This window comes from Pseudoalteromonas sp. OF7H-1, assembly GCF_022347825.1.
Classification (GTDB): domain Bacteria; phylum Pseudomonadota; class Gammaproteobacteria; order Enterobacterales; family Alteromonadaceae; genus Pseudoalteromonas; species Pseudoalteromonas maricaloris.
The window spans coordinates 40398-60408 of record NZ_JAKRFX010000018.1; the positions used below are offsets into that span (position 1 = coordinate 40398).

The window sequence follows — 20011 nt, forward strand, 5'->3', positions numbered from 1 at the left end:
TAAACCTGAGGTTTGGATAAGGAATGAGCTAACTAATTGTTTTTAAACATACATTAAATTATTTCCTTATCTAGCCAGAGAGTTCTAGGGATAACTAGACGAATTTACGCACCAATAGCTGGCTATTGGAAGTGAATTCAACGCAGTTAGCGCAAAAACTGGCTGCTAGAAAGGCATTAATTATCCGAAGCTCAGATTAATAAGCAAAAAGGCGCATCAGCGCCTTTTTGTATTGTATCAGAGCACAATATAGCGTTACGGCATAATTGCTTCTTTTAAATACTGAAACAGCTCTTTGTAGGCTTTGCCTGGCTTCTCGGCTTTTACTTCTTTACTTGCTTGGCGCGCCATCTGGCGCATTTTTTGACGCTCAAGTTCAGGATACTTATCCAATAGCTCATTAATCTTGCTATCTCCTTTGGCAATCACTTCATCGCGAATAAGCTCAATCTTGTTCAGCAATACGTCTGCTTTATTGTTCTTATTTAGCATCAAATCCATCGCAGCCTGAATCTCTTCGACATTTGGAGTACTACGCAATGTCTTGGCAATGTAGTTCATATGACGACGGTAAGCATCTGTTTTAGCACGGATCCTATCCGCAACAGTCATGGCCTCTTTAAGCTCGTCCGTTAGAGGTAACTTCTCACGCTGCTTCTTGGCAAGCCCTGCAATTTCACAGCCTAGTTCATGCAACTCTAGCGCCTCGCGCTTTAGCTCGCTTTTTGAAACGTAAATAATCTCTTCTTCGGTCGTTTGCTCGTGTTTAGCCATTGTTCTTGTCTATACTAGTAAATATTAAGGTCTCTAACATTAGAGTATACCACAATTGATCACTACAATAGTTAGTAGCTGTGATAGCATATTAACTAATATGTTTTAGTTAGACGAGCGAGCGGATAAGGTATCTATGACTCAACCTCAACAACACCCTATATATAATCAAATTGATGATGTGAAAAATGCAGTTGCCGATGTGTTAGCGCATGCTAAAAAACTAGGTGCAACCTCGGCAGAAGCAGCGATGTCTAGTACCTCTGGTCTGTCTGTAAGTACACGAATGGGAGAGGTTGAAACCATTGAGTTTAATCAAGATGGTGGTCTTGGTATCAGCGTGTATGTGGGTAATCATAAAGGCTCAGCATCAACAGCGGATCTGAGTCCTGAAGCCTTGCGCTCAGTGGTTGAAAAAGCCGTAGATATTGCTCGATTTACCTCGGATGACCCCTGTAATGGTGTGGCTGATAAAGCCTTGCTAGAGATGTCACCAACAGATTTAGATCTTTTCCACCCTTGGCAAGTTTCTCCCGATGAAGCCATTGAGCAATGTATTGCTGCGGAAAAAGCCGCGTTAGAATTCGACCCTCGAATCGTCAATTCTGATGGCGCGAGCTTATCGAGTCACCAAGGGATCCGTGTATATGGCAATAGCCATGGCTTAGTAGCAGGGTTCCCACGTACCAGACACAGCCTGAGCACCATGGTGATCGGTAAAGAAGGTGAGCAAATGCAGCGGGACTCTGCATATGCCTTATCTCGCGTACACACAGAGCTTAAATCCCCTGAAGAAGTTGGTTTAGAAGCTGCGCAATCTACGCTAGCAAAATTAGGCAGTCGCAAATTATCGACGCGTAAAGTACCAGTTATTTTTCGAGCGGATATCGCGAACAGCTTATTTGGGCACTTAGTGTCAGGTATTGGTGGCGGCGCGCTATATCGTAAGTCTAGCTTCTTGTTGGATTCTTTAGACACACAAATTTTTAATCGCTGCGTAAATATTGAAGAGAAGCCACATTTACTAAGAGGGCTTGCTTCGAGTCCTTTCGATAGCGAAGGTGTAAAAACCATCGACCGTGAAATTATCACAGATGGCGTGCTTAATACTTACTTATTGGCAAGCTATGCCGCACGCAGAATGAATATGCAAGCGACAGGTCACGCAGGTGGGATCCATAACTGGTTAGTAAAACCAACACACGACGATTTAACCAGCCTACTTGCGTCGATGGGCACTGGCTTGTTAGTCACTGAACTAATGGGACAAGGTGTTAATACGGTAACTGGTGATTACTCAAGGGGAGCAGCTGGCTTTTGGGTTGAAAATGGTGAGCTTCAATATCCTGTAAGTGAAATTACTATCGCTGGTAATTTAAAAGATATGTTTATGGGGATTGAAGGCGTTGGCGGTGATATTGAATGCCGAGGCGCAGTACAAACCGGCTCTATACTACTCAATAATATGCAAATAGCGGGCGAATAACTCCCTTCATCAGCTCAAGAAATGCTGGTTTTGACCAGCATTTCCCGCCATTTCGACACTGTTACACTAATAACCAAGTTGCGGTGCCAAGGAATGCAAAGATCCCGACAATATCGGTAACCGTTGTTAGTACCACACTACCAGCTAGTGCTGGGTCGATATTCATTCTCTTTAGCATAATTGGAATACTGGCACCCGCGATACCTGCTGCGACTAAGTTCATAAACATTGCGAAGGCAATAACTGCACCGAGTGTAAAATCCCATTGCCATACAGCAATAACCCCAGCGATCAATACTGACCACAGCACGCCGTTTAAGGCGCCGATCGCCAGCTCTTTACCCATTAAAAACTTTTGGTTAGTCTGGTTAATATGACCAAGGGCAATACCACGAATCACTAGGGTTAGCGTTTGGCTACCGGCAACGCCACCCATACTTGGTACTATGCCATTTAACACTGCGAGAATAGGTAAAATATCCAGAGTACCTTCGAAGAAGCTTGCAACAAACGCAGCCATCAATGCGGTTAACAGGTTAATCCCAAGCCAAATAGAGCGGCGCTGGCTACTTTTTAGAACTGGCGCAAAGGTGTCTTCTTCATCTTCAAGACCTGCCATACTTAACAAGCTGTGCTCAGCATCTTCACGGATGACGTCAACAACGTCATCAATGGTGACACGACCAAGCAAATGAGCGTTATCGTCAACTACAGGAGCCGAGATCCAGTTATGACGCTCAAAAAGCTGCGCCACTTCAGACTCATCCATGGAGATAGGGATCGTTTCCTTATCTTCATCCATCAAGTCTCGAACCATACTGTCAGGAGACTTAGTTAATAAGGTATTGACAGGCAGCGTGCCTAAAAAGCAGTTATCTTTATCAACTACATACAACTCGTCCGTACCGTCTGGCAATTCGCCTTTAAGACGTAGATATCTAAATACAACTTCTAAGGTAACATCGGGTCGAATAGTGACCGTGTCGGTGCTCATTAGCGCACCGGCCGAGTGCTCTTTGTAGGACAATGCTTGTGTCGCACGTTCTCTATCTTGGCTATCCATCGCACCGATAACGTCTTGGTAGACGGTATCAGGCAGGCTTCTTAGGACATCACCAAGGTCATCGTCGTCCATGTCTTCTGTAGCGGCAGCAATTAGCTCCGGCTCCATCTGGGCGATGATCCCAAGTCTTACGTCCTCTGACAGTTCCTCTAAGACATCCCCTTGGATATCTGGGTCAACGAGCTGCCACAGCATAGAGCGAACTTTATGAGGAGATGATTCTAAAAGCAGTGCTGTGTCACAAGGAGCTGTTTCTGCGAGCATACGCCTAACTTGAACAAACTGACCACTGTTTAAGGCTTTAGTTACCTTTTGGAGTTGTTCCAGTGTGTAGTCTTGTTCAAATACTTCAGGCATAGGCATCCTTTTTGATAATAATGTTGGCTAACGTGATTTAGTTAACCTAATTCATTTACTTTATCGCAGAAACCAATTTCTTAATTTGAATTTTATTCGTGTTGTTTCTGCTGGTGGGTTGCTACCGTTAATACACGTCAAAGGTGTACGCAACGATAAAGTTGGATTTTCTCGGCAACTCGCTTTACTGCACGAAAGAAACCTAAATTGGTATTACAGTGTAACTCAGTTTATTGAGAACTACCAAGGTTTACGCTTAATTATGAGAGACTTATTATACCAATTCGCTTAATTAAGTGATCTATTTTGAAGCGAGAAAATCTTGTCGATAACACGGCGAAAATTTTGCTATTTAGTTGTTCAAAATGGGAGATTTTTAACACAGTTAGCGTCAGATTTGCTCCTTCAAACTGAGTAAGTATTAAGACTAATTGGTATTAGACCTGTCTGGTTACGGAGGGGGAGATTAGCAGGGAATAAATGAATCAGACCTTAGTGCTATTTTGGTGCTAGTAGCCCAAGTTACTCGGATTCATTAAATTTATTTTCTATTAGTCCGCCAATGGCGTCTAGTGCATACTGAGCATCAGGACCTTCACAAACCACTCGGACTTCTTTCCCTTGGCTGCTTTCAAGTAACAACAGCGCTAGTACGCTGTCAGCAGCTGCACTTTTGTCTCCTTGATATAAGGTCACTTCGGCATCAAATTGGGTCGCTAATTGTGCAAGAACTGTTGCCGCTCGGGCGTGCAGGCCGAGTTTATTCTGGATTAAAAACGTATCTTCTAACATTTAACCCTCTTGCTCACGGTGGCGGATTTTGACGTTTGGATGGGTTTTAGCAAAACGCTCGCCAATGGTTTGCGCTAAGTATACCGAGCGATGTTGCCCACCTGTACATCCTATTGCAATCGTTAGATAACTGCGATTGTTACGCTCTAAGTGTGGTAACCAAGTTTGTACAAAGGTTTGGATCTGCCAAGTAAACTTTTGCACTATGCTGTGACTCGACAAATAGTCTTTGACTGGCTGATCTAAGCCAGTTAGCGGCTTAAGCTCAGGCTCCCAATGTGGATTGGGCAAAAAGCGCGCATCAAAAACGTAATCCGCTTGTTTTGGGATGCCGTGTTTAAAGCCGAAAGATTCAAAGGTAATAATGAGTTGTTTGTCTTTTTTACCTAAGATTTTTTCACGGATATCTTCTGCAAGTTGATGAACGCTCAGGCCTGTAGTATCAATGAGAAAATCGGCGCGAGTGATCAATACGTCTAACAATTCCCGTTCTTTCTTTATTGCAACATCTAGTGGAAGATTATGCAGTGAAAGAGGGTGCAAACGGCGTGTTTCTGAGAAGCGTTTTATCAGGGTTTGATCGTCACTGTCTAAATAAAACAGGGTAGGTTTGGCAAAGCCTGGTAAGTATTCAAGAATGTCGTTAAACTCGTCCTGTTCTTTAGGTAAGTTTCTGACATCAATACTGACTGCTATTTTATTATAATTGTCCGAAACGCTGCGGACTAAAGACGGCAGCAAATTGACCGGAATGTTATCTACACAATAGTAGCCTAAGTCTTCCAATACTCGAAGCGCTACAGATTTACCAGAGCCTGAGCGGCCACTGATAATGATAAGCTCGAGTCCTTTTTCTTCATCACTCATCAAGTTCACCTTGGATCACTGCATATAACTCATCGTCACTTTTTGCTTGCCTAAGCATTTTGCAGAAAGACTTGTCTTTGAGTGTATCAGCAATCGCCGCTAAGGTCTTCAGGTGCTGTTGATTATCACCTTCGGGTACGATGAACGCGACAAAAATATCGACAGGCTGCTTATCTATGGCTTCAAACTGGATCCCTTGCTCGCTGACAAGCACCATTGCAAGGATTTTATCCAAACCTTCAAGTCGACCATGGGGAATGGCAATGCCTTTACCGATCCCTGTGCTGCCTAATTTCTCTCGCGCCATTAAAGCGTCCAAGATAGCATGCTGACTGGTATTTGGAATTTGGCTATGAGCCAGTTCGCTGATGTATTCTAAAATACGTTTTTTGCTATTAAAAAGGACCGCAGCTTTACTGCAGTCCTTGTTCACTAATTCACTTAATTTCATCTTAGTGTCGAGTGAGCTTCTCTTTGTGTTTAATAACTTGACGATCTAGCTTGTCGATAAGGCCATCAATTGCGGCATACATATCTTGATGCTCTGTTGATGCAAATAGCTCGCCGCCGTTTACGTGTAATGTTGCTTCTGCTTTTTGTACTAGTTTCTCGACATCAAGGATCACATGCACGTTATTGATATGATCAAAGTGCCTTTCTAGCTTCGCAAACTTGTTGGTGACATAGTCTCTTAATGAGTCAGTAATTTCTACATGGCGACCAGTTAGATTTAGTTGCATAAGCATTTTTCCTTCTTGGGTTTTACGTCTTATATCAAGCTTTTACGCTGATTTGACGGTGGAATGGCTAGGGATTCACGATATTTTGCAATCGTACGTCTCGCTACCTTAATTCCTTGCTCAGCTAAGATATCTGCAATTTTGCTGTCACTCAATGGCTTCGCGGTATTTTCTGCAGCTATCAGCTTTTTGATAAGTGCTCTAATTGCTGTAGAGGAGCACTCACCTCCATTTTCTGTACTTACATGGCTAGAGAAGAAATACTTCAGCTCAAATATTCCCCGAGGTGTATGCATGTATTTTTGTGTTGTCACACGGGAAATTGTGGACTCATGCATCTCAACCATTTCAGCAACATCATTTAGCACCATAGGGCGCATTGCTTCGGGGCCATGTTCAAAGAATGCCTGTTGTTGTTGCACAATGCAATTGGTAACTTTTAATAATGTATCATTTCGGCTTTCTAAGCTTTTAATAAACCACTTTGCTTCTTGTAAATGTGAGCGAATAAACTGACTATCCGTACTGGATTTCGCCGTTCTAGACATCGCAGCGTAATGGTCGTTTACTCTTATTTTAGGCATAGCATCAGGATTTAGCTCTACGACCCAGCGACCTTTTACTTTTTTCACTGATACGTCAGGGATCACATATTCAGGCTCTTCATGAATAATGCTTGCCGCTGGTTTTGGGTTAAGGCTATGAATTAACGTCATGACCTCTTTGAGATCGGCTTCTTTAAGGCGCGTTTTCTTAGCCAAAGTTCGATAGTCACGGCTGGCAAGCAAGTCGATATGCTCTGTCAGGATCATTTTCGTTTCGGCAATCCATGGTGTATCTGGGGCGAATTGATTTAGCTGAATACACAAGCATTCCTGTAAACTGCGCGCTGCGATACCGACAGGATCGAAAAGCTGAATACGTTTGAGCACGGCTTCGACTTCATCCAGCTCGATAGGCTCTTCGCTACTTTCATCATTAATGCTTTCTAAAATGTCTTCGCAAGACAGTGTTAAAATGCCTGACAGGTCGACCGCTTCAATAATCGCAATCGCAATCGCTCTATCTGTTGGACTAAATGGTGTCAGCTCAAGTTGCCACATGAGATAGTCGTGGAGAGATTCAGAGGTTTCCCCTTGATAAACATTATCGTCATCGGGAAGTGGGCCTGAGCTTGCAGCGGGTGCTGCGCTCATATACTCATCCCAAGTGACATCCATGGCAAGGTCATCACTGACAGTGTCTTTGCTCATGGCGGTATCTGAGTCTATTTCATAGTCACTAACCTGCGCTTCATCGCTTGAATCTTGATTGTCGTCAGCACTGCTCTTTTCTTGGCTGTGTTGGTCAGCGTTTTCGCCGTCAGTATTATCACCTTCTTCCACTTCCAACAATGGATTGCTGTCTAATGCTTCTTGTATTTCTTGTTGCAGATCCAATGTACTAAGCTGCAGCAAGCGAATGGCTTGTTGCAGTTGTGGAGTCATTGTAAGTTGCTGCCCCATGCGCAGCTGTAATGATTGCCTCATGTATCTCTAACAATCCTTTTTAACAGTTATTAATACTACGTCTTAACTATAGCTTGAATTGTTCGCCTAGGTAGACATCTCTTACGGTTTGATCTGCCAAAACATGTTCTGGCGTGCCTGCAGCGATTAACTCACCATGTGAAACGATGTAGGCTTTTTCACATACGTCCAGCGTTTCTCTAACGTTATGATCGGTGATTAGCACACCGATACCGCGGTTTTTTAGGTGCTCTATGATTGTCTTTATATCTAACACCGAAATAGGATCAACACCAGCAAAAGGTTCATCTAACAGGATAAACTTAGGATTAGCGGCTAAAGCGCGAGCAATCTCTACGCGTCTTCTTTCGCCTCCCGACAATGCCATGCCCTGTGAGTCGCGAATGTGTTGAATATTAAATTCGTCAAGTAACTCGTTTAGTTCAGCTTCTCTCTCAACTTTAGATAAGTCTTTTCGAGTTTCTAAAATCGCCATCAAATTTTGATAGACCGTGAGTTTTCTAAAGATTGAAGACTCTTGCGGTAGATAGCCAATACCAAGTCGCGCGCGGCTGTGCATCGGTAGCAAAGTGATATCTTCATCATCAATCTGAATAAAACCTTTGTCGCTTGGTACTAACCCTACAATCATGTAGAACGTAGTGGTTTTACCTGCACCATTTGGTCCTAATAAGCCTACAATGCTGCCAGCCTTAACACTTAAGCCAACATTTTTGACGACTTCACGACCTTTATAACTCTTTGCTAGACCAGTTGCTTTGAGCTCGCTCATTAATTGTTACCTTCTTCCTGCGCTTTTTTATCTTTTGCGTCTTTTTTGTCATCAACAGGAACAAGGATGGTTCTTACCCGAGAATCTTCTTGGTCTGAGCGCTCAGCACTGATCAATTGCTTTTCAATGTCATAGGTGATGACTTGCGCATTGATTTTTTGCCCAGTTTGATTGATTTCCGCATCGCCAGAAATGACTAAGGTGCCTTTCGCAACGTCGTAACGAATTTCGTTTGCTTTGGCTTCTAGCAAATTACCATCAGGTTGACGTTCGCTGAAAATAGCTGGGCTGCCAGTTGCAACAAGCAGTTGCTTGTTAGTACCAAGCTCCGCGCGGCGGTGGACTTCTAGGCGATCGGCATTTATTTTTCTGTTGCCATGAATAATAACAACATTCTGTTCAAAAATACCGATGTTGCTTTGCAGTTGAGCTTGCTGACGGCCAGCATCAATAATGACTTCATTTTGTTCTGCAGCATTTGCTAAAGTAGAACTTGCAAGCAAGCCGATGAAAACTAGTTTGTTAATGATTTTACTGGTCATAATAAATTGTCTTTGTGTGGTTGATGAGTTCGATCACTTGCTTTTGTAGATCCGCATGCAGCCCTTTACCCGTGATCCTAAGACTAGGACCGGTGATAACGACAGGGTGTTCCGATTTCATCAATTTTTGCTTAATTTCAACTCTTACATTATCGGCATTGATATCGGTGATCATGGCGTTAGGCGTTAAATTTTTTGCCAGCACATTGCCTTCCAGTATCAAGGTATTGTTTTCGTACAGTGTTGCTTCTAATGCACTTATTTGCCAATTCTGCTCACCGTTATATAAGGTGAAAATAGGCTTTTCAAAGTGACTAAAGCCAAGATCTTGATACAACTCCATCTTATCAGCAGTTACTTGATAGTTTAATAAGCCATTTTCACTATAGGTCGTTTGCTGAAGCGTGGTTGCAACATAATCGGGCTTAGCTAACGGTTCATCTTCTTTTGCTGAGTCCGCCTCTGATGGATTAAACATGGGCGACCACATCCATACCATTAAAGAAGCGAAAACAATGAGTAAGATGACACGTAATACGGTCATGTACTTGATCCTTTGGAAGTCAATAAGTGATTTTGGCTGAGCATTAGAAGATCAGTCAGTTCTCTCACTGCACCAAAACCACCAGGCATCAAGGTCGTGTAATGGGCGATATGTTTAACAAGAGGATGTGCATCATTGACGGCAACGGCAAAACCGACTCGTTCCATTACGGGTAGGTCTGGACCATCATCACCAATATACGCAATTTCGTCATCACTAAGGTTGAGCTTAGTCTTCAATTCATCATATGCCACTAACTTGTTTTCTTGGCCTTGGTAAATATAAGTTACATTTAAACTAGTCATGCGTTGCTGAACTATTTGTGAATGCCTACCAGTGATAATGGCGACTTCGATACCACTATCAATTAAGGCCTTAATACCAAACCCATCTTTGGTATTAAATGCTTTCAGTTCTTCACCATTATTACCAAGGTATATACGGCCGTCTGAGAATACGCCATCAATATCGCAAATCAATAATTTGATTTGTTTTGCTTTTTCCCAAGCTTTAGGTGAAATCGTCTGATATAAATCTTCAAATTGCATTACAGCACTCCCGCTCTAAGTAAATCTTGCGTATTCAAGGCGCCAACCGGGATGTTGTTTTCGTTTACCACAATCAAGCCATTAATTCGTTTGGTTTCCATGATATTGAGTACCTCAGCTGCGAGCATATCGGCGCGTGCAGTCGTACTTTTAGCCGTCATTACTTGCGTGATTGGGGTGGTGTGAATATCGACCTTTTGTTCGATAATACGGCGCAAGTCACCATCGGTAAAAATACCCTGTAATTGCGAGCTTTCATCTACGATTGCCGTCATACCTAAACTTTTAGCTGACATTTCAAATAAAGCTTCTTTAATTGTGCAATGACTATTGACCATAGGGATTGCATCCCCTTGATGCATGATATCAGCAACGGTTAGTAGTAGACGCCTTCCTAAACTACCGCCAGGGTGAGAAAGCGCAAAATCATCAGCCGTAAAGCCTCTGGCTTCAAGTAGCGCAACCGCCAACGCATCGCCCATCACTAGCGTAGCTGTGGTGCTGGCCGTGGGTGCAAGTCCTAATGGGCAGGCTTCTTTCGATACTCTAACACAAAGGTGAACTGTCGCATTACGAGCCATTGTAGAGCTCGGGTTGCCCGTCATAGAGATTACCGGGGCACCTAAACGCTTAATCACAGGTAGGATAGAGATCACCTCTTGGGTTTCCCCTGAGTTGGAGATCATCAAAACCACATCGTCTTTGGTGATCATACCCAAGTCGCCGTGACTTGCTTCACCTGGATGAACAAAAAATGCGGGGCTGCCAGTACTTGCGAGTGTCGCTGCGATTTTGTTACCGATGTGGCCTGATTTACCCATGCCAATCACGATGATGCGACCTTGGCAGCCAAACATAATTTCACAGGCTTTTACAAATTGTTGATCAACAAACTGTTGCACTTCTTCTATTGCTGCAAGTTCAGTAGCAAAAACTTGATTTGCAGAGTCAATAAATAGGTTCGTTGTCACAAGGCTTCCTTAAATGATGTAGTAAATATAACCGACGAAGCTTGCGACAAGTATGCCACCTTCCAAGCGGTTGATGCGGCGCTGACCTGTTAAGCTGAGGCTCATTAGGATAAGCAGCAGTGTCGCGCCAAGCATAATAAATATATCACGTGACGCAATATTGGCGTCGAGGACAGATGGGTTAATGATCCCAGCAATGGATAGCACGGCCAATATATTAAAAATGTTCGAGCCAATAATATTACCAAGCGCTAGATCGTCTTCTTTTTTAAGTACGCCAGCAACACATGCCGCAAGCTCGGGTAAACTAGTACCAACGGCGATAATGGTTAATCCTATTAGCAGGTCACTCATGCCAAAATATTTGGCGATATCAACCGCAGCGCCAACGAGATAGTCTGCGCTAATAGGCAGTAAAATCATACCCACGATTAACCAGAAAACGGCTTTTTGAGTTGGAATATTATTTGGCACTTCTTCACAGGCTTCACTGACAAATGGGTCATCATTATCTCCACCACCACGCTTGGTGATAATGATAAGTGCAAGAAGAAAAGCGGCGAAACCGACTAATAACAAAACACCTTCTACGAAACTAAAGTGATTATCACTAACGATATACCAAGCAGCCAATGAAACGATGACTAACAGCGGCATTTCGCGGCGCAAAATACCAGAGCCTACGGAGAGTGGTCTTAATAACGCGGTGAGACCCAAAACGAGTAAGATATTGGCGATGTTAGAACCTATGGCATTGCCCACGGCGGTGTCTGTTTTATCTGCAAGAGCGGCTTGCGCAGCAACCATCATTTCTGGTGCTGAAGAACCCATGGCCACGATAGTTAAACCAACAATTAATGTTGGCACACCAAAGTTTCGTGCAAGAGCGGCCGCACCAAAAACAAAGCGGTCAGCACTCCAAACCAGTGCAATAAAGCCAAGAATGAGAATAACAAACGATAAAACCATGAACCTCTAGCCAATAGGATTAAAATTTCGATAGATACTACCAAAAGCGCTCTGGAAAGTATAAGCAAACCGTTACATTTCACTACTTACAAAATTTTACCAAAACGATTTTCCATCTTGTTTGAAAAAAAAGTATCATACTTGGATGAATATAGTCTGGATCTGGAGAGCGACTTGTCGCAGTCAATTGTAGAAATCAAGGATGTAACCTTCTCTCGGGGTGAAAGGATCATCTACAAAAACATGAGCTTTTCCGTACCAAAGGGTAAAATTACCGCAATAATGGGACCGAGTGGCATTGGTAAAACCACCATGCTGCGTTTAATCGGTGGTCAGCTTAAGCCTGATAGCGGTGATATTCTTTTTGCTGGAAACAGTATCCCTAACATGTCACGAGCAGCTTTGTATCAAGCTCGAACGCGCATGAGTATGTTATTTCAAAGCGGTGCTTTGTTTACCGATATGAGCGTGTTTGACAATGTGGCATTTCCTCTACGCGAGCATACCGAGTTATCTGAAGAACTAATCCGTTTAGTGGTGCTGATGAAGCTTCAAGCGGTTGGTCTTCGTGGTGCAAAAGATTTAATGCCGGCAGAGCTCTCTGGCGGTATGGCAAGACGCGCGGCTTTAGCGCGTTCTATCGCACTTGATCCTGAATTAATTATGTACGATGAACCGTTTGCAGGTCAGGACCCGATCTCCATGGGTGTTCTAGTTCGCTTGATTAAGTCCCTTAATGAAGTGTTGGGATTATCGTCGCTGATAGTCACTCATGACGTTACTGAAGTGCTGAGCATTGCCGATCACGTCGTTATTATTGCTGAGCAAGGTGTGATTGGTACAGGAACCCCTGAGCAGATGCTTGAACATGAATCGCCATTAGTGCAGCAGTTCTTACAAGGCCTTGCGGATGGGCCTGTGCCATTCCACTTTAAAGCGCCTGATTATCAGCAAGCGCTGTTGCAAGGAGAGTGAGTATGGTCGACTTTTTACAAAAACTAGGCCACAAAACCCTCAGCCGTTTTGCTGCACTTGGCCGTGCCACAACAATGCTTTTTGGTGCGCTATGTAGCTTACCTAATTTCCGAAAAGGCACGCCGCTGTTGATTAAGCAACTTTACATGGTTGGCCATCAATCATTGTTGATTATTATGGTGTCTGGTTTATTTATCGGCATGGTATTGGCATTACAAGGCTATACCGTGTTAGTTGGGTATGGCGCTGAAGATAGCCTTGGACCTTTGGTTGCTTTGAGTTTACTTAGAGAGCTGGGCCCTGTGGTAACCGCACTCTTATTTGCAGGACGTGCAGGCAGTGCGTTAACTGCCGAAATCGGTTTGATGAAGGCTACGGAACAATTATCTAGTTTAGAAATGATGGCGATAGACCCGCTTAAACGCGTGGTTGCTCCTCGTTTCTGGGCCGGTTTTATTAGTATGCCGTTACTCGCATTGATATTCTCTGCGATCGCTATTTTAGGCGCACACTTGGTGGGGGTTGATTGGTTAGGCGTAGATTCAGGTAGCTTCTGGTCAATTATGCAATCGCAAGTGTCGTTTCAACAAGACATCTTAAATGGTCTTATTAAGAGTTTCGTATTTGCACTATTAGTAACTTGGATCGCGCTATACAAAGGCTATGACTGTATTCCCACTTCTGAAGGAATAAGTAAAGCGACGACAGAGACGGTAGTACATTCTTCACTGGCTGTACTTGGCTTTGACTTTGTATTAACAGCGGTTATGTTCTCAAGTTAAAAGGTTTTAAAAAATGAATACACGGAAAATAGAAATTTTAGTTGGGTTGTTCGTGGCATTGGGCATTGCTGCATTTGTTATGTTGGCGCTAAAGGTAGCTAACTCAGGCTTAAGCGGCAATGGTGAAACTTACACTTTGCATGCTAAGTTCGAAAATATAGGTTCGTTGAAAACCCGCGCCCCAATTAAGGTGGGTGGGGTTGTGATTGGTCGTGTTGATGGAATTCACATCCATCCACAAGAGTTTGTGCCGGTAGTTTCAATGAGTTTAGATAAAAACTACGAGTGTCAGTTTTCCGATACGTCGTCGGTTTCGATTTTGACTTCGGGCATTTTGGGAGAGCAATACTTAGGTATTTCTCCCGTTATTGCTGCTGAATCTGCGAAACAAAAATGTCTTGGTCAGGAGGTAACGAGTGAAGATAGCGTTGATCTTGAGTCTCTTTTTGGTGTGGAAACAAAAGCGCTAAAAGACGGTGATATGATCACAGATACAAAATCGGCACTGGTATTAGAAGAGCTAATTGGTCAGTTCCTATTTAATCAAGGGAGCGAGTAAATATGTTAAAAAACATCTATGCAAAATGTCTGACTTTGCTTGTAGCATTGATGGCTACCGCATTGGTTCAGGCGAAAGAAGTGGACTCAAGCGATCCTTATAAAATGGTGGAGCAAGTTGCGGCGCAAACTTTTCAGCGTGTTACGAAAGAGCAAAACATCATTGAAAAAGACAAAGAACACTTACGCGTTATCGTAGAAGAAGAGCTCTTGCCGTACATTGATTACAAATATGCTGCGTATCGTGTATTAGGTTCTTATATTCAAAAGGTTCGCAACATTGAAAGTAAAGAGGAGAAAGCTGCTGCTGTCGAGCATATTAGAGAGTTTATTGAGGTATTCAAAAATTACCTGGTAGCGACTTATGCTGGTGTATTTACTCAATATAAAGACCAAAAGGTAGAGTTTGGTGAGCATCGCCCATTTGAGAATGAAGGTGTGGTGGTTGTTAAGACCAAAATTGTAGAGCCTGGTAAGCCTGATATCAAAATTGATTTCAAAGTTAGACGCGGTCAAGACGGTGACTGGCGTGCTTTTGACATGATGGCGGAAGGCATTAGTTTACTCGATGCCAAACAATCGGAGCTACATGGTATTTTACGCCAGCAGGGTATTGAGCATGTGATCCAACTGTTAGATAAGAAGAGCAAGCTTCCGGTGCAATTTAGAGGAGATGATGGTGACGCCTAGTATTTCATTCACCGAAAGTAAAGGTGAAATCGTGTTAACTGGTGAACTTACGAGAGCGAGTTTACCAAGCGCACTGAAACAGTCGACCATCGTTCAAGTGTTGAAAAATGCACAATCAACCGTCTATTTTAACCTTTCTGAGGTGACAAGGGTTGACACCGCGGGCTTAGCTTGGTTAATTCACTCTTTAGGTCAATTGAAACAGCGCGACATTCGTCTCGAGCTGAAAAATACGCCTGAGCAACTGCAAAATTTAATGGAGTTGGGGCAGGTGACAACCCTATTTGAGTGAGTCTAATGGAAACAAATCAAGTCGAAACTTTATTGAGAGATGCACTATCGCTTGACGAGATCATCGTTAAAGCTAATGGTAGTCACTACGAAGTCATTGCTGTTGGAACGTGTTTTGACGGATTAAGAAGGCTGAAAAGAGAACAGCTGATCTACGGCCCACTGATGGATACTATTAAAGACGGCACCATCCATGCTGTTAGTATTCGTGCATTCACACCTGATGAATGGCAAAAAGAGCGCAAATTTATTCTTCCACAATAACGGAGTGCCGCAATGGATCAGTTTGTTATCCAAGGTGGCACCACTTTAGCCGGTGAAGTCACTATTTCAGGGGCTAAAAACGCAGCCCTACCTATTTTATTCGCTGCTCTGCTTGGCGATGGTAAAAGTCGTTTTTCTAATGTACCGCACTTACGCGATATAGGTACCACTGAAGCCTTATTAAAAACACTGGGCGCTGAAGTTGAGTGGGACGGCGATATCTTAGAAATCAACGGAGCAACGGTAAATAGCGTGCTTGCACCTTATGAACTCGTTAAGCAAATGCGTGCGTCGGTACTGGCGTTAGGCCCATTAGTCGCAAGGTTTGGTCAAGCGCAAGTATCCCTACCGGGAGGCTGTGCTATTGGTGCTCGTCCAGTCGATCTGCATATTTCAGGCCTTGAGAAAATGGGCGCCAAGATCAAAGTTGAAAATGGTTATATCCATGCGGTAACCGAAGGTCGTCTTCGGGGCGCCGAGATCTTTATGGAAACCGTCAGCGTTGGTGCTACTGAAAACTTACTGATGGCTGCAACCCTCGCCGATGGTAAAACTGTGATAGATAATGCTGCGCGAGAGCCAGAGATTATTAACTTAGCTGAATGCTTAGTTGCCATGGGTGCCAAGATCAGCGGTGCAGGTTCGAGCCGAATTGAGATAGAAGGCGTTGAGCGTCTTAATGGTTGTGAGCATAAAATCCTTCCTGATCGCATCGAAACAGGGACCTTTTTGGTTGCTGCGGCAATGGCAAAAGGCGAAGTGCTGTGTAAAAACACGGATTATCATAGCCTTGAACCTGTGCTTGAAAAGCTACGCGCCGCCAATGCGATTGTGGAGGTAAGTGAAGACAGTATTTATGTGGATATGCGTCAACGCGCTTTGAAAGCCGTTAATATCAAAACTATGCCACATCCTGGTTTTCCAACAGACATGCAAGCTCAGTTTACCGCATTAAATGTGGTGGCTGAAGGGAGCGCGACAATCACAGAGACTATCTTTGAAAACCGTTTTATGCACGTACCAGAGCTACAGCGTATGGGCGCGAATATTCGTTTAGAAGGCAACACTGCAATCTGTGGTGAGACTGAGTCGTTATCTGGTGCGCAGGTAATGGCAACCGATTTACGCGCTTCAGCGAGTCTTATCCTAACGGGTATTGTGGCAACAGGCGAAACCATAGTCGATCGCATCTATCACGTTGATAGGGGCTATCAGAAGATAGAAGATAAGCTAAGTCGGTTAGGTGCAAATATAAAACGCCGTAAAACCTGAGCTTAATTAAGCGAATTGGTAAAAAACAAAAAAGCGTCCCTCTGGACGCTTTTTGCTTTGCTTAATACAGTCCTGTTTCGAGTTCAGCGACTTCCACAGTAATGGTGAGGCGCTGACCACCTCTGAGTACTTCAAACTCGAGTTTAGTACCAGGCGCAGTGTTGCCAATCGTCTTCAATGTCCTTTGCGGATTAGTCACAGGCTCTCCACCTACTTTAACCACAATATCATGCTCTTTCATGCCAGCTTGCCATGCGGGACCTAGCGGGTCTAATTCGCTCACAGCAAGGCCGACAATTGGTGTGTAGAGATCCGTTACGCTTTTACCTGTATTGTCAACTGGCGTGCCTCTAAAGCCGAGGTAGCCTCGGATCACTCTGCCATCCATAATGAGTTTATGCATGACGTCCATTGCAAGATCATAAGGGATCGCAAAAGAGATACCTTGGATATCAATATTCAAACGCGTGCGAAATTGTGCAGAGGTAATGCCAACTAGCGCGCCATTAGAATTGACAACGGCACCACCTGAATTACCAACATTAATCGCGGCATCCATTTGCAGCAAATTATTGAACTGGCTTTCTGTGAGAGTCTGTTTGCCTGTAGCACTGATAATGCCTTGCGTAATGGTTTGTCCAATGTTCAATGGGTTACCAATTGCGAGCACCACATCCCCAACACGTGGTGAGTAGTCATGATCGATAGGAATGACAGGCAAATTCTCAGCTGGAATTTTTAATAAAGCTAAGTCCGTAATCGTGTCAAAGCCTATCAGTTGCGTATCGCTATACTGGCGGCCATCAGGAAGAAGCACAATGATTTGGTCGGCATTGTTCACCACATGATAGTTTGTCAGTATGTAGCCATCTCGGCTCATGATTACGCCAGAGCCAAGTTCTCTAACCGTGCTTTGGCGCTGATATCTTGGCTGATTGCTAAAGCCCTCGGAAAAAATCGTCACGACCGCTGGAGCTGTTTTTTCTACAGCATCAGCAAAACTCATATGATGGGCCTGAATATGTGGGGCCTCAAGTTTTGGCAAGTTATCCCTTAGCTCAGGATTAAACCAAATGATGATAAAAGCGATCCCAAGTCCGGCAAGCAGCGGTGGAAAAATGAATTTAATTAATTTGAACACAAGAGCTTATATTTATCGTTATCTAATACTGCTAATAATGACACAAAAAAAAACACAGCGACAAGTTTCGCTGTGTTTCATTTTTAATATTTGTCTATTTCGTTACTGAATGAGGTAGAAAACCGTCTCGCGATCGCGTTTAATCCCAAGTACGATATTACCTTTAATACCATTAATTAGTTTAGACATATCTTTAACACTAGTGACACGTTGGCGATTCACTTGCATGATCACATCGCCTTCTTCAAGGCCAACGCGTGCAGCTGGTGAGCGAGGTTCTACTGAGGTAATGACGACACCTTCATTGCCATTGCGCTCGCCACTCTCTAGTACCGCGCCTCGTAGGTTTGGATGTACATCCTCTGCATTCGCCTGTTCTTCTTGCTTACCACCAAGCTCTACGTCGATAAATTTGGTTTTGCCATCACGGTAAACACCAAGTCGTACCTCACGACCTTCACCCATCGTAGCCACTTTACCGTGGAGTTCATTAAAGCTTTCAATGTCGTCGCCGTTGAGGCTGACAATGACATCATTGGCTTTCAGACCCGCTTTGTCCGCTGCAGAATCTTCCACTACGCGCATGACATAAGCACCACGCTTAACATCAAAGCCTTGTGCTTTAGCAAGACCAGCATCTAAGGTACGACCCAATATACCCAATGAACCGCGACGAACTTCTCCGTACTCAACAATTTGATCCACTAGGTTTTTCATCATGTTTGATGGAATAGCAAAGCCGATCCCTACATTACCGCCAGACGCGCCTAAAATAGCAGTGTTGATACCAATGAGTTCGCCGTTTAAGTTAACTAGCGCACCACCTGAGTTACCTTGGTTGATTGCCGCATCTGTTTGGATGAAGTCTTCATAGCCTTCGATATTTAAGCCGCTACGGCCTAGTGCACTGATTATTCCTGAGGTGACGGTATGACTTAATCCAAATGGGTTACCAATAGCAACGGAAAAATCACCCACTCTCAACTTGTCTGAATTAGCGAGTTTTATTTCTGTTAGGTCTTCGCCGTCGATTTGTAGCAATGCGATATCAGATTCGGCGTCGCTACCGATTAATTTGGCCTCAAATTCTCTGCCATCCTTTAAAGTGACAAGCATTTCGTCTGCATCATCAATAACGTGATTGTTTGTAACGACATAGCCTTTATCTGCATCGATGATGACACCTGAGCCGAGGCCACTAAAAGGGCGCTTTTGGCTACGAGGCTGCGGTTGTCCAAAGAAAAAGTCGAAAGGGTCGACACGGCGACGCACTTCTTTAGCACCTTTTACTTGGATACTAACAACGCCCGGGGCGACCTTTTCGAGCATAGGTGCTAGCGTTGGTAGTTGTTGGCCGTCTACGGCAACAGGAAGTTTGGCCATGCTTTGCTGCGGTAACAGCAATAAGCTAGAAGAAAGTAAAGCGGCCGATAACAAAGATAGTTTAAATTTCATAGTCGTGAAGTACTCCGCTATTAGCGTTAATATAAGTCATAAGGGGCTGATAATTAGCCCCTTATGAGTAATCAATAACTTCTTTTAAAGACTATGGGGTCAACAAAAAGTTTCATCAAGAGGCTTTAATTTGCTCACTTTCTTTTTTTTGACCAGAAAATAACCCAGTTTCACCTTCGGCATAGTCACTCGGTGGTGCCTCAAAACTTGGATCTTGCTTACGTCTTCTCTCTGGGCGCGCTTGAAGAGAAGCTTGTAGTTGTTCTGTGGTTTCTTTCGAGAAAAAAGGATCCGCAGGATGAGATGGGCGATCCTGTGTCAGTAGTTGGTTGGTTTCTTCCACATGGGTAAGCAGTTGTTGATAACTATCCTGCATTTTATTTACTAGCTTTTTGGTGCTAGCTAGGTGATCTGATACGTCTTGACGATATTGCTCAAGGTCGTGTTTAGCTTGTTGTGCTTGCACTTCCAGCTCGTCGTGTTTGAACTGCTTTTTCGTTACAAAGCCACCTAAAAAGAATGCAGCAATGGCAACAATGATCAGTAATCCAAGCCAAGTAACGGTAGTCATAGGTTTCTCCCTGTGTGCCTCAACGGCAAATAAAATTAAAACTCTGTTAGAGTTAAAT

24 protein-coding genes are annotated in these 20011 nt (G+C 43.7%); 8 read left to right on the top strand and 16 right to left on the bottom strand.

Going from position 1 to position 20011, the window contains the following annotated elements; genetic code table 11:
* Nucleotides 1-255: 255 nt before the first annotated feature.
* Nucleotides 256-774, bottom strand: a complete 519-nt coding sequence (yjgA, locus tag MHN30_RS19060; RefSeq protein ID WP_010376654.1) for a ribosome biogenesis factor YjgA — start codon at nucleotides 772-774, stop codon at nucleotides 256-258.
* 136 nt (nucleotides 775-910) lie between these two features.
* On the opposite strand from yjgA, the gene pmbA reads away from it, so the two are divergent.
* Nucleotides 911-2260 (top strand): metalloprotease PmbA, encoded by a 1350-nt coding sequence (gene pmbA, locus MHN30_RS19065; protein ID WP_130165061.1) that lies wholly within the window; start codon nucleotides 911-913, stop codon nucleotides 2258-2260.
* A gap of 61 nt (nucleotides 2261-2321) precedes the next feature.
* Here the strand turns inward: pmbA and mgtE are convergent, their stop codons facing one another.
* The 12 genes from mgtE to MHN30_RS19125 form a co-directional block, all read right to left on the bottom strand.
* A complete protein-coding gene (gene mgtE / locus MHN30_RS19070; RefSeq protein ID WP_039492930.1) occupies nucleotides 2322-3680 on the bottom strand; it encodes a magnesium transporter in 1359 nt (452 codons plus the stop codon).
* A 522-nt stretch (nucleotides 3681-4202) separates the two neighbouring features.
* Nucleotides 4203-4472 (bottom strand): HPr family phosphocarrier protein, encoded by a 270-nt coding sequence (locus tag MHN30_RS19075; RefSeq protein ID WP_010376658.1) that lies wholly within the window; start codon nucleotides 4470-4472, stop codon nucleotides 4203-4205.
* Nucleotides 4473-5339 (bottom strand): RNase adapter RapZ, encoded by an 867-nt coding sequence (gene rapZ, locus MHN30_RS19080; protein WP_010605937.1) that lies wholly within the window; start codon nucleotides 5337-5339, stop codon nucleotides 4473-4475.
* Nucleotides 5332-5790: a PTS IIA-like nitrogen regulatory protein PtsN gene (gene ptsN / locus MHN30_RS19085; RefSeq protein WP_010605936.1), complete on the bottom strand. Its 459-nt coding sequence runs from the start codon at nucleotides 5788-5790 to the stop codon at nucleotides 5332-5334. Before ptsN ends, rapZ begins: the two co-directional genes overlap by 8 nt.
* A 1-nt stretch (nucleotide 5791) precedes the next feature.
* Nucleotides 5792-6079 (bottom strand): ribosome hibernation promoting factor, encoded by a 288-nt coding sequence (gene hpf, locus MHN30_RS19090; protein ID WP_010376661.1) that lies wholly within the window; start codon nucleotides 6077-6079, stop codon nucleotides 5792-5794.
* 29 nt (nucleotides 6080-6108) lie between these two features.
* A complete protein-coding gene (locus tag MHN30_RS19095; RefSeq protein ID WP_039492928.1) occupies nucleotides 6109-7608 on the bottom strand; it encodes an RNA polymerase factor sigma-54 in 1500 nt (499 codons plus the stop codon).
* Nucleotides 7609-7654: 46 nt separating this feature from the next.
* Nucleotides 7655-8380: an LPS export ABC transporter ATP-binding protein gene (gene lptB / locus MHN30_RS19100; protein WP_039492925.1), complete on the bottom strand. Its 726-nt coding sequence runs from the start codon at nucleotides 8378-8380 to the stop codon at nucleotides 7655-7657.
* A complete protein-coding gene (gene lptA / locus MHN30_RS19105) occupies nucleotides 8380-8922 on the bottom strand; it encodes a lipopolysaccharide transport periplasmic protein LptA (protein ID WP_039492922.1) in 543 nt (180 codons plus the stop codon). Before lptA ends, lptB begins: the two co-directional genes overlap by 1 nt.
* Nucleotides 8912-9466: an LPS export ABC transporter periplasmic protein LptC gene (gene lptC, locus MHN30_RS19110; RefSeq protein WP_017219042.1), complete on the bottom strand. Its 555-nt coding sequence runs from the start codon at nucleotides 9464-9466 to the stop codon at nucleotides 8912-8914. The genes lptA and lptC overlap by 11 nt, the downstream gene beginning before the upstream one ends.
* Nucleotides 9463-10014, bottom strand: coding sequence for a 3-deoxy-manno-octulosonate-8-phosphatase KdsC (kdsC, locus tag MHN30_RS19115; protein ID WP_239360766.1), 552 nt, complete (start codon nucleotides 10012-10014; stop codon nucleotides 9463-9465). The genes lptC and kdsC overlap by 4 nt, the downstream gene beginning before the upstream one ends.
* Entirely contained in the window at nucleotides 10014-10985 is a 972-nt protein-coding gene (locus tag MHN30_RS19120) for a KpsF/GutQ family sugar-phosphate isomerase (RefSeq protein WP_343224352.1), read from the bottom strand. The genes kdsC and MHN30_RS19120 overlap by 1 nt, the downstream gene beginning before the upstream one ends.
* 9 nt (nucleotides 10986-10994) lie before the next feature.
* On the bottom strand, nucleotides 10995-11954 hold the full coding sequence (locus MHN30_RS19125; protein WP_010376669.1) for a calcium/sodium antiporter: 960 nt from the start codon (nucleotides 11952-11954) through the stop codon (nucleotides 10995-10997).
* 174 nt (nucleotides 11955-12128) lie between these two features.
* Here MHN30_RS19125 and MHN30_RS19130 point away from each other — a divergent pair, with 174 nt between their 5' ends.
* The 7 genes from MHN30_RS19130 to murA are packed head-to-tail and all read left to right on the top strand — an operon-like array spanning nucleotide 12129 to nucleotide 16786.
* Nucleotides 12129-12929, top strand: coding sequence for an ATP-binding cassette domain-containing protein (locus tag MHN30_RS19130; protein WP_010376674.1), 801 nt, complete (start codon nucleotides 12129-12131; stop codon nucleotides 12927-12929).
* A gap of 2 nt (nucleotides 12930-12931) precedes the next feature.
* On the top strand, nucleotides 12932-13711 hold the full coding sequence (mlaE, locus tag MHN30_RS19135) for a lipid asymmetry maintenance ABC transporter permease subunit MlaE (RefSeq protein ID WP_010376675.1): 780 nt from the start codon (nucleotides 12932-12934) through the stop codon (nucleotides 13709-13711).
* 13 nt (nucleotides 13712-13724) lie between these two features.
* Nucleotides 13725-14270 carry an outer membrane lipid asymmetry maintenance protein MlaD gene (mlaD, locus tag MHN30_RS19140; protein WP_010376676.1) on the top strand — a complete coding sequence of 182 codons (546 nt, stop codon included), beginning with the start codon at nucleotides 13725-13727 and terminating at the stop codon, nucleotides 14268-14270.
* A 2-nt stretch (nucleotides 14271-14272) separates the two neighbouring features.
* Nucleotides 14273-14959: an ABC transporter substrate-binding protein gene (locus tag MHN30_RS19145; RefSeq protein WP_045987633.1), complete on the top strand. Its 687-nt coding sequence runs from the start codon at nucleotides 14273-14275 to the stop codon at nucleotides 14957-14959.
* Nucleotides 14946-15251, top strand: coding sequence for an STAS domain-containing protein (locus MHN30_RS19150; RefSeq protein WP_039492913.1), 306 nt, complete (start codon nucleotides 14946-14948; stop codon nucleotides 15249-15251). The genes MHN30_RS19145 and MHN30_RS19150 overlap by 14 nt, the downstream gene beginning before the upstream one ends.
* Nucleotides 15252-15256: 5 nt before the next feature.
* Nucleotides 15257-15514, top strand: coding sequence for a BolA family protein (locus MHN30_RS19155; protein ID WP_039492911.1), 258 nt, complete (start codon nucleotides 15257-15259; stop codon nucleotides 15512-15514).
* A 12-nt stretch (nucleotides 15515-15526) separates the two neighbouring features.
* Complete coding sequence (gene murA / locus MHN30_RS19160; protein WP_017219046.1) at nucleotides 15527-16786, top strand: UDP-N-acetylglucosamine 1-carboxyvinyltransferase; 1260 nt, start codon at nucleotides 15527-15529, stop codon at nucleotides 16784-16786.
* 61 nt (nucleotides 16787-16847) lie between these two features.
* Here murA and MHN30_RS19165 read toward each other — a convergent pair whose 3' ends face one another.
* The 3 genes from MHN30_RS19165 to MHN30_RS19175 form a co-directional block, all read right to left on the bottom strand.
* Entirely contained in the window at nucleotides 16848-17927 is a 1080-nt protein-coding gene (locus tag MHN30_RS19165) for a trypsin-like peptidase domain-containing protein (RefSeq protein ID WP_039492907.1), read from the bottom strand.
* Nucleotides 17928-18029: 102 nt separating this feature from the next.
* Complete coding sequence (locus MHN30_RS19170; RefSeq protein ID WP_010376687.1) at nucleotides 18030-19382, bottom strand: DegQ family serine endoprotease; 1353 nt, start codon at nucleotides 19380-19382, stop codon at nucleotides 18030-18032.
* A 115-nt stretch (nucleotides 19383-19497) separates the two neighbouring features.
* Nucleotides 19498-19953, bottom strand: a complete 456-nt coding sequence (locus MHN30_RS19175) for a YhcB family protein (protein WP_010376689.1) — start codon at nucleotides 19951-19953, stop codon at nucleotides 19498-19500.
* Nucleotides 19954-20011 lie beyond the last annotated feature (58 nt).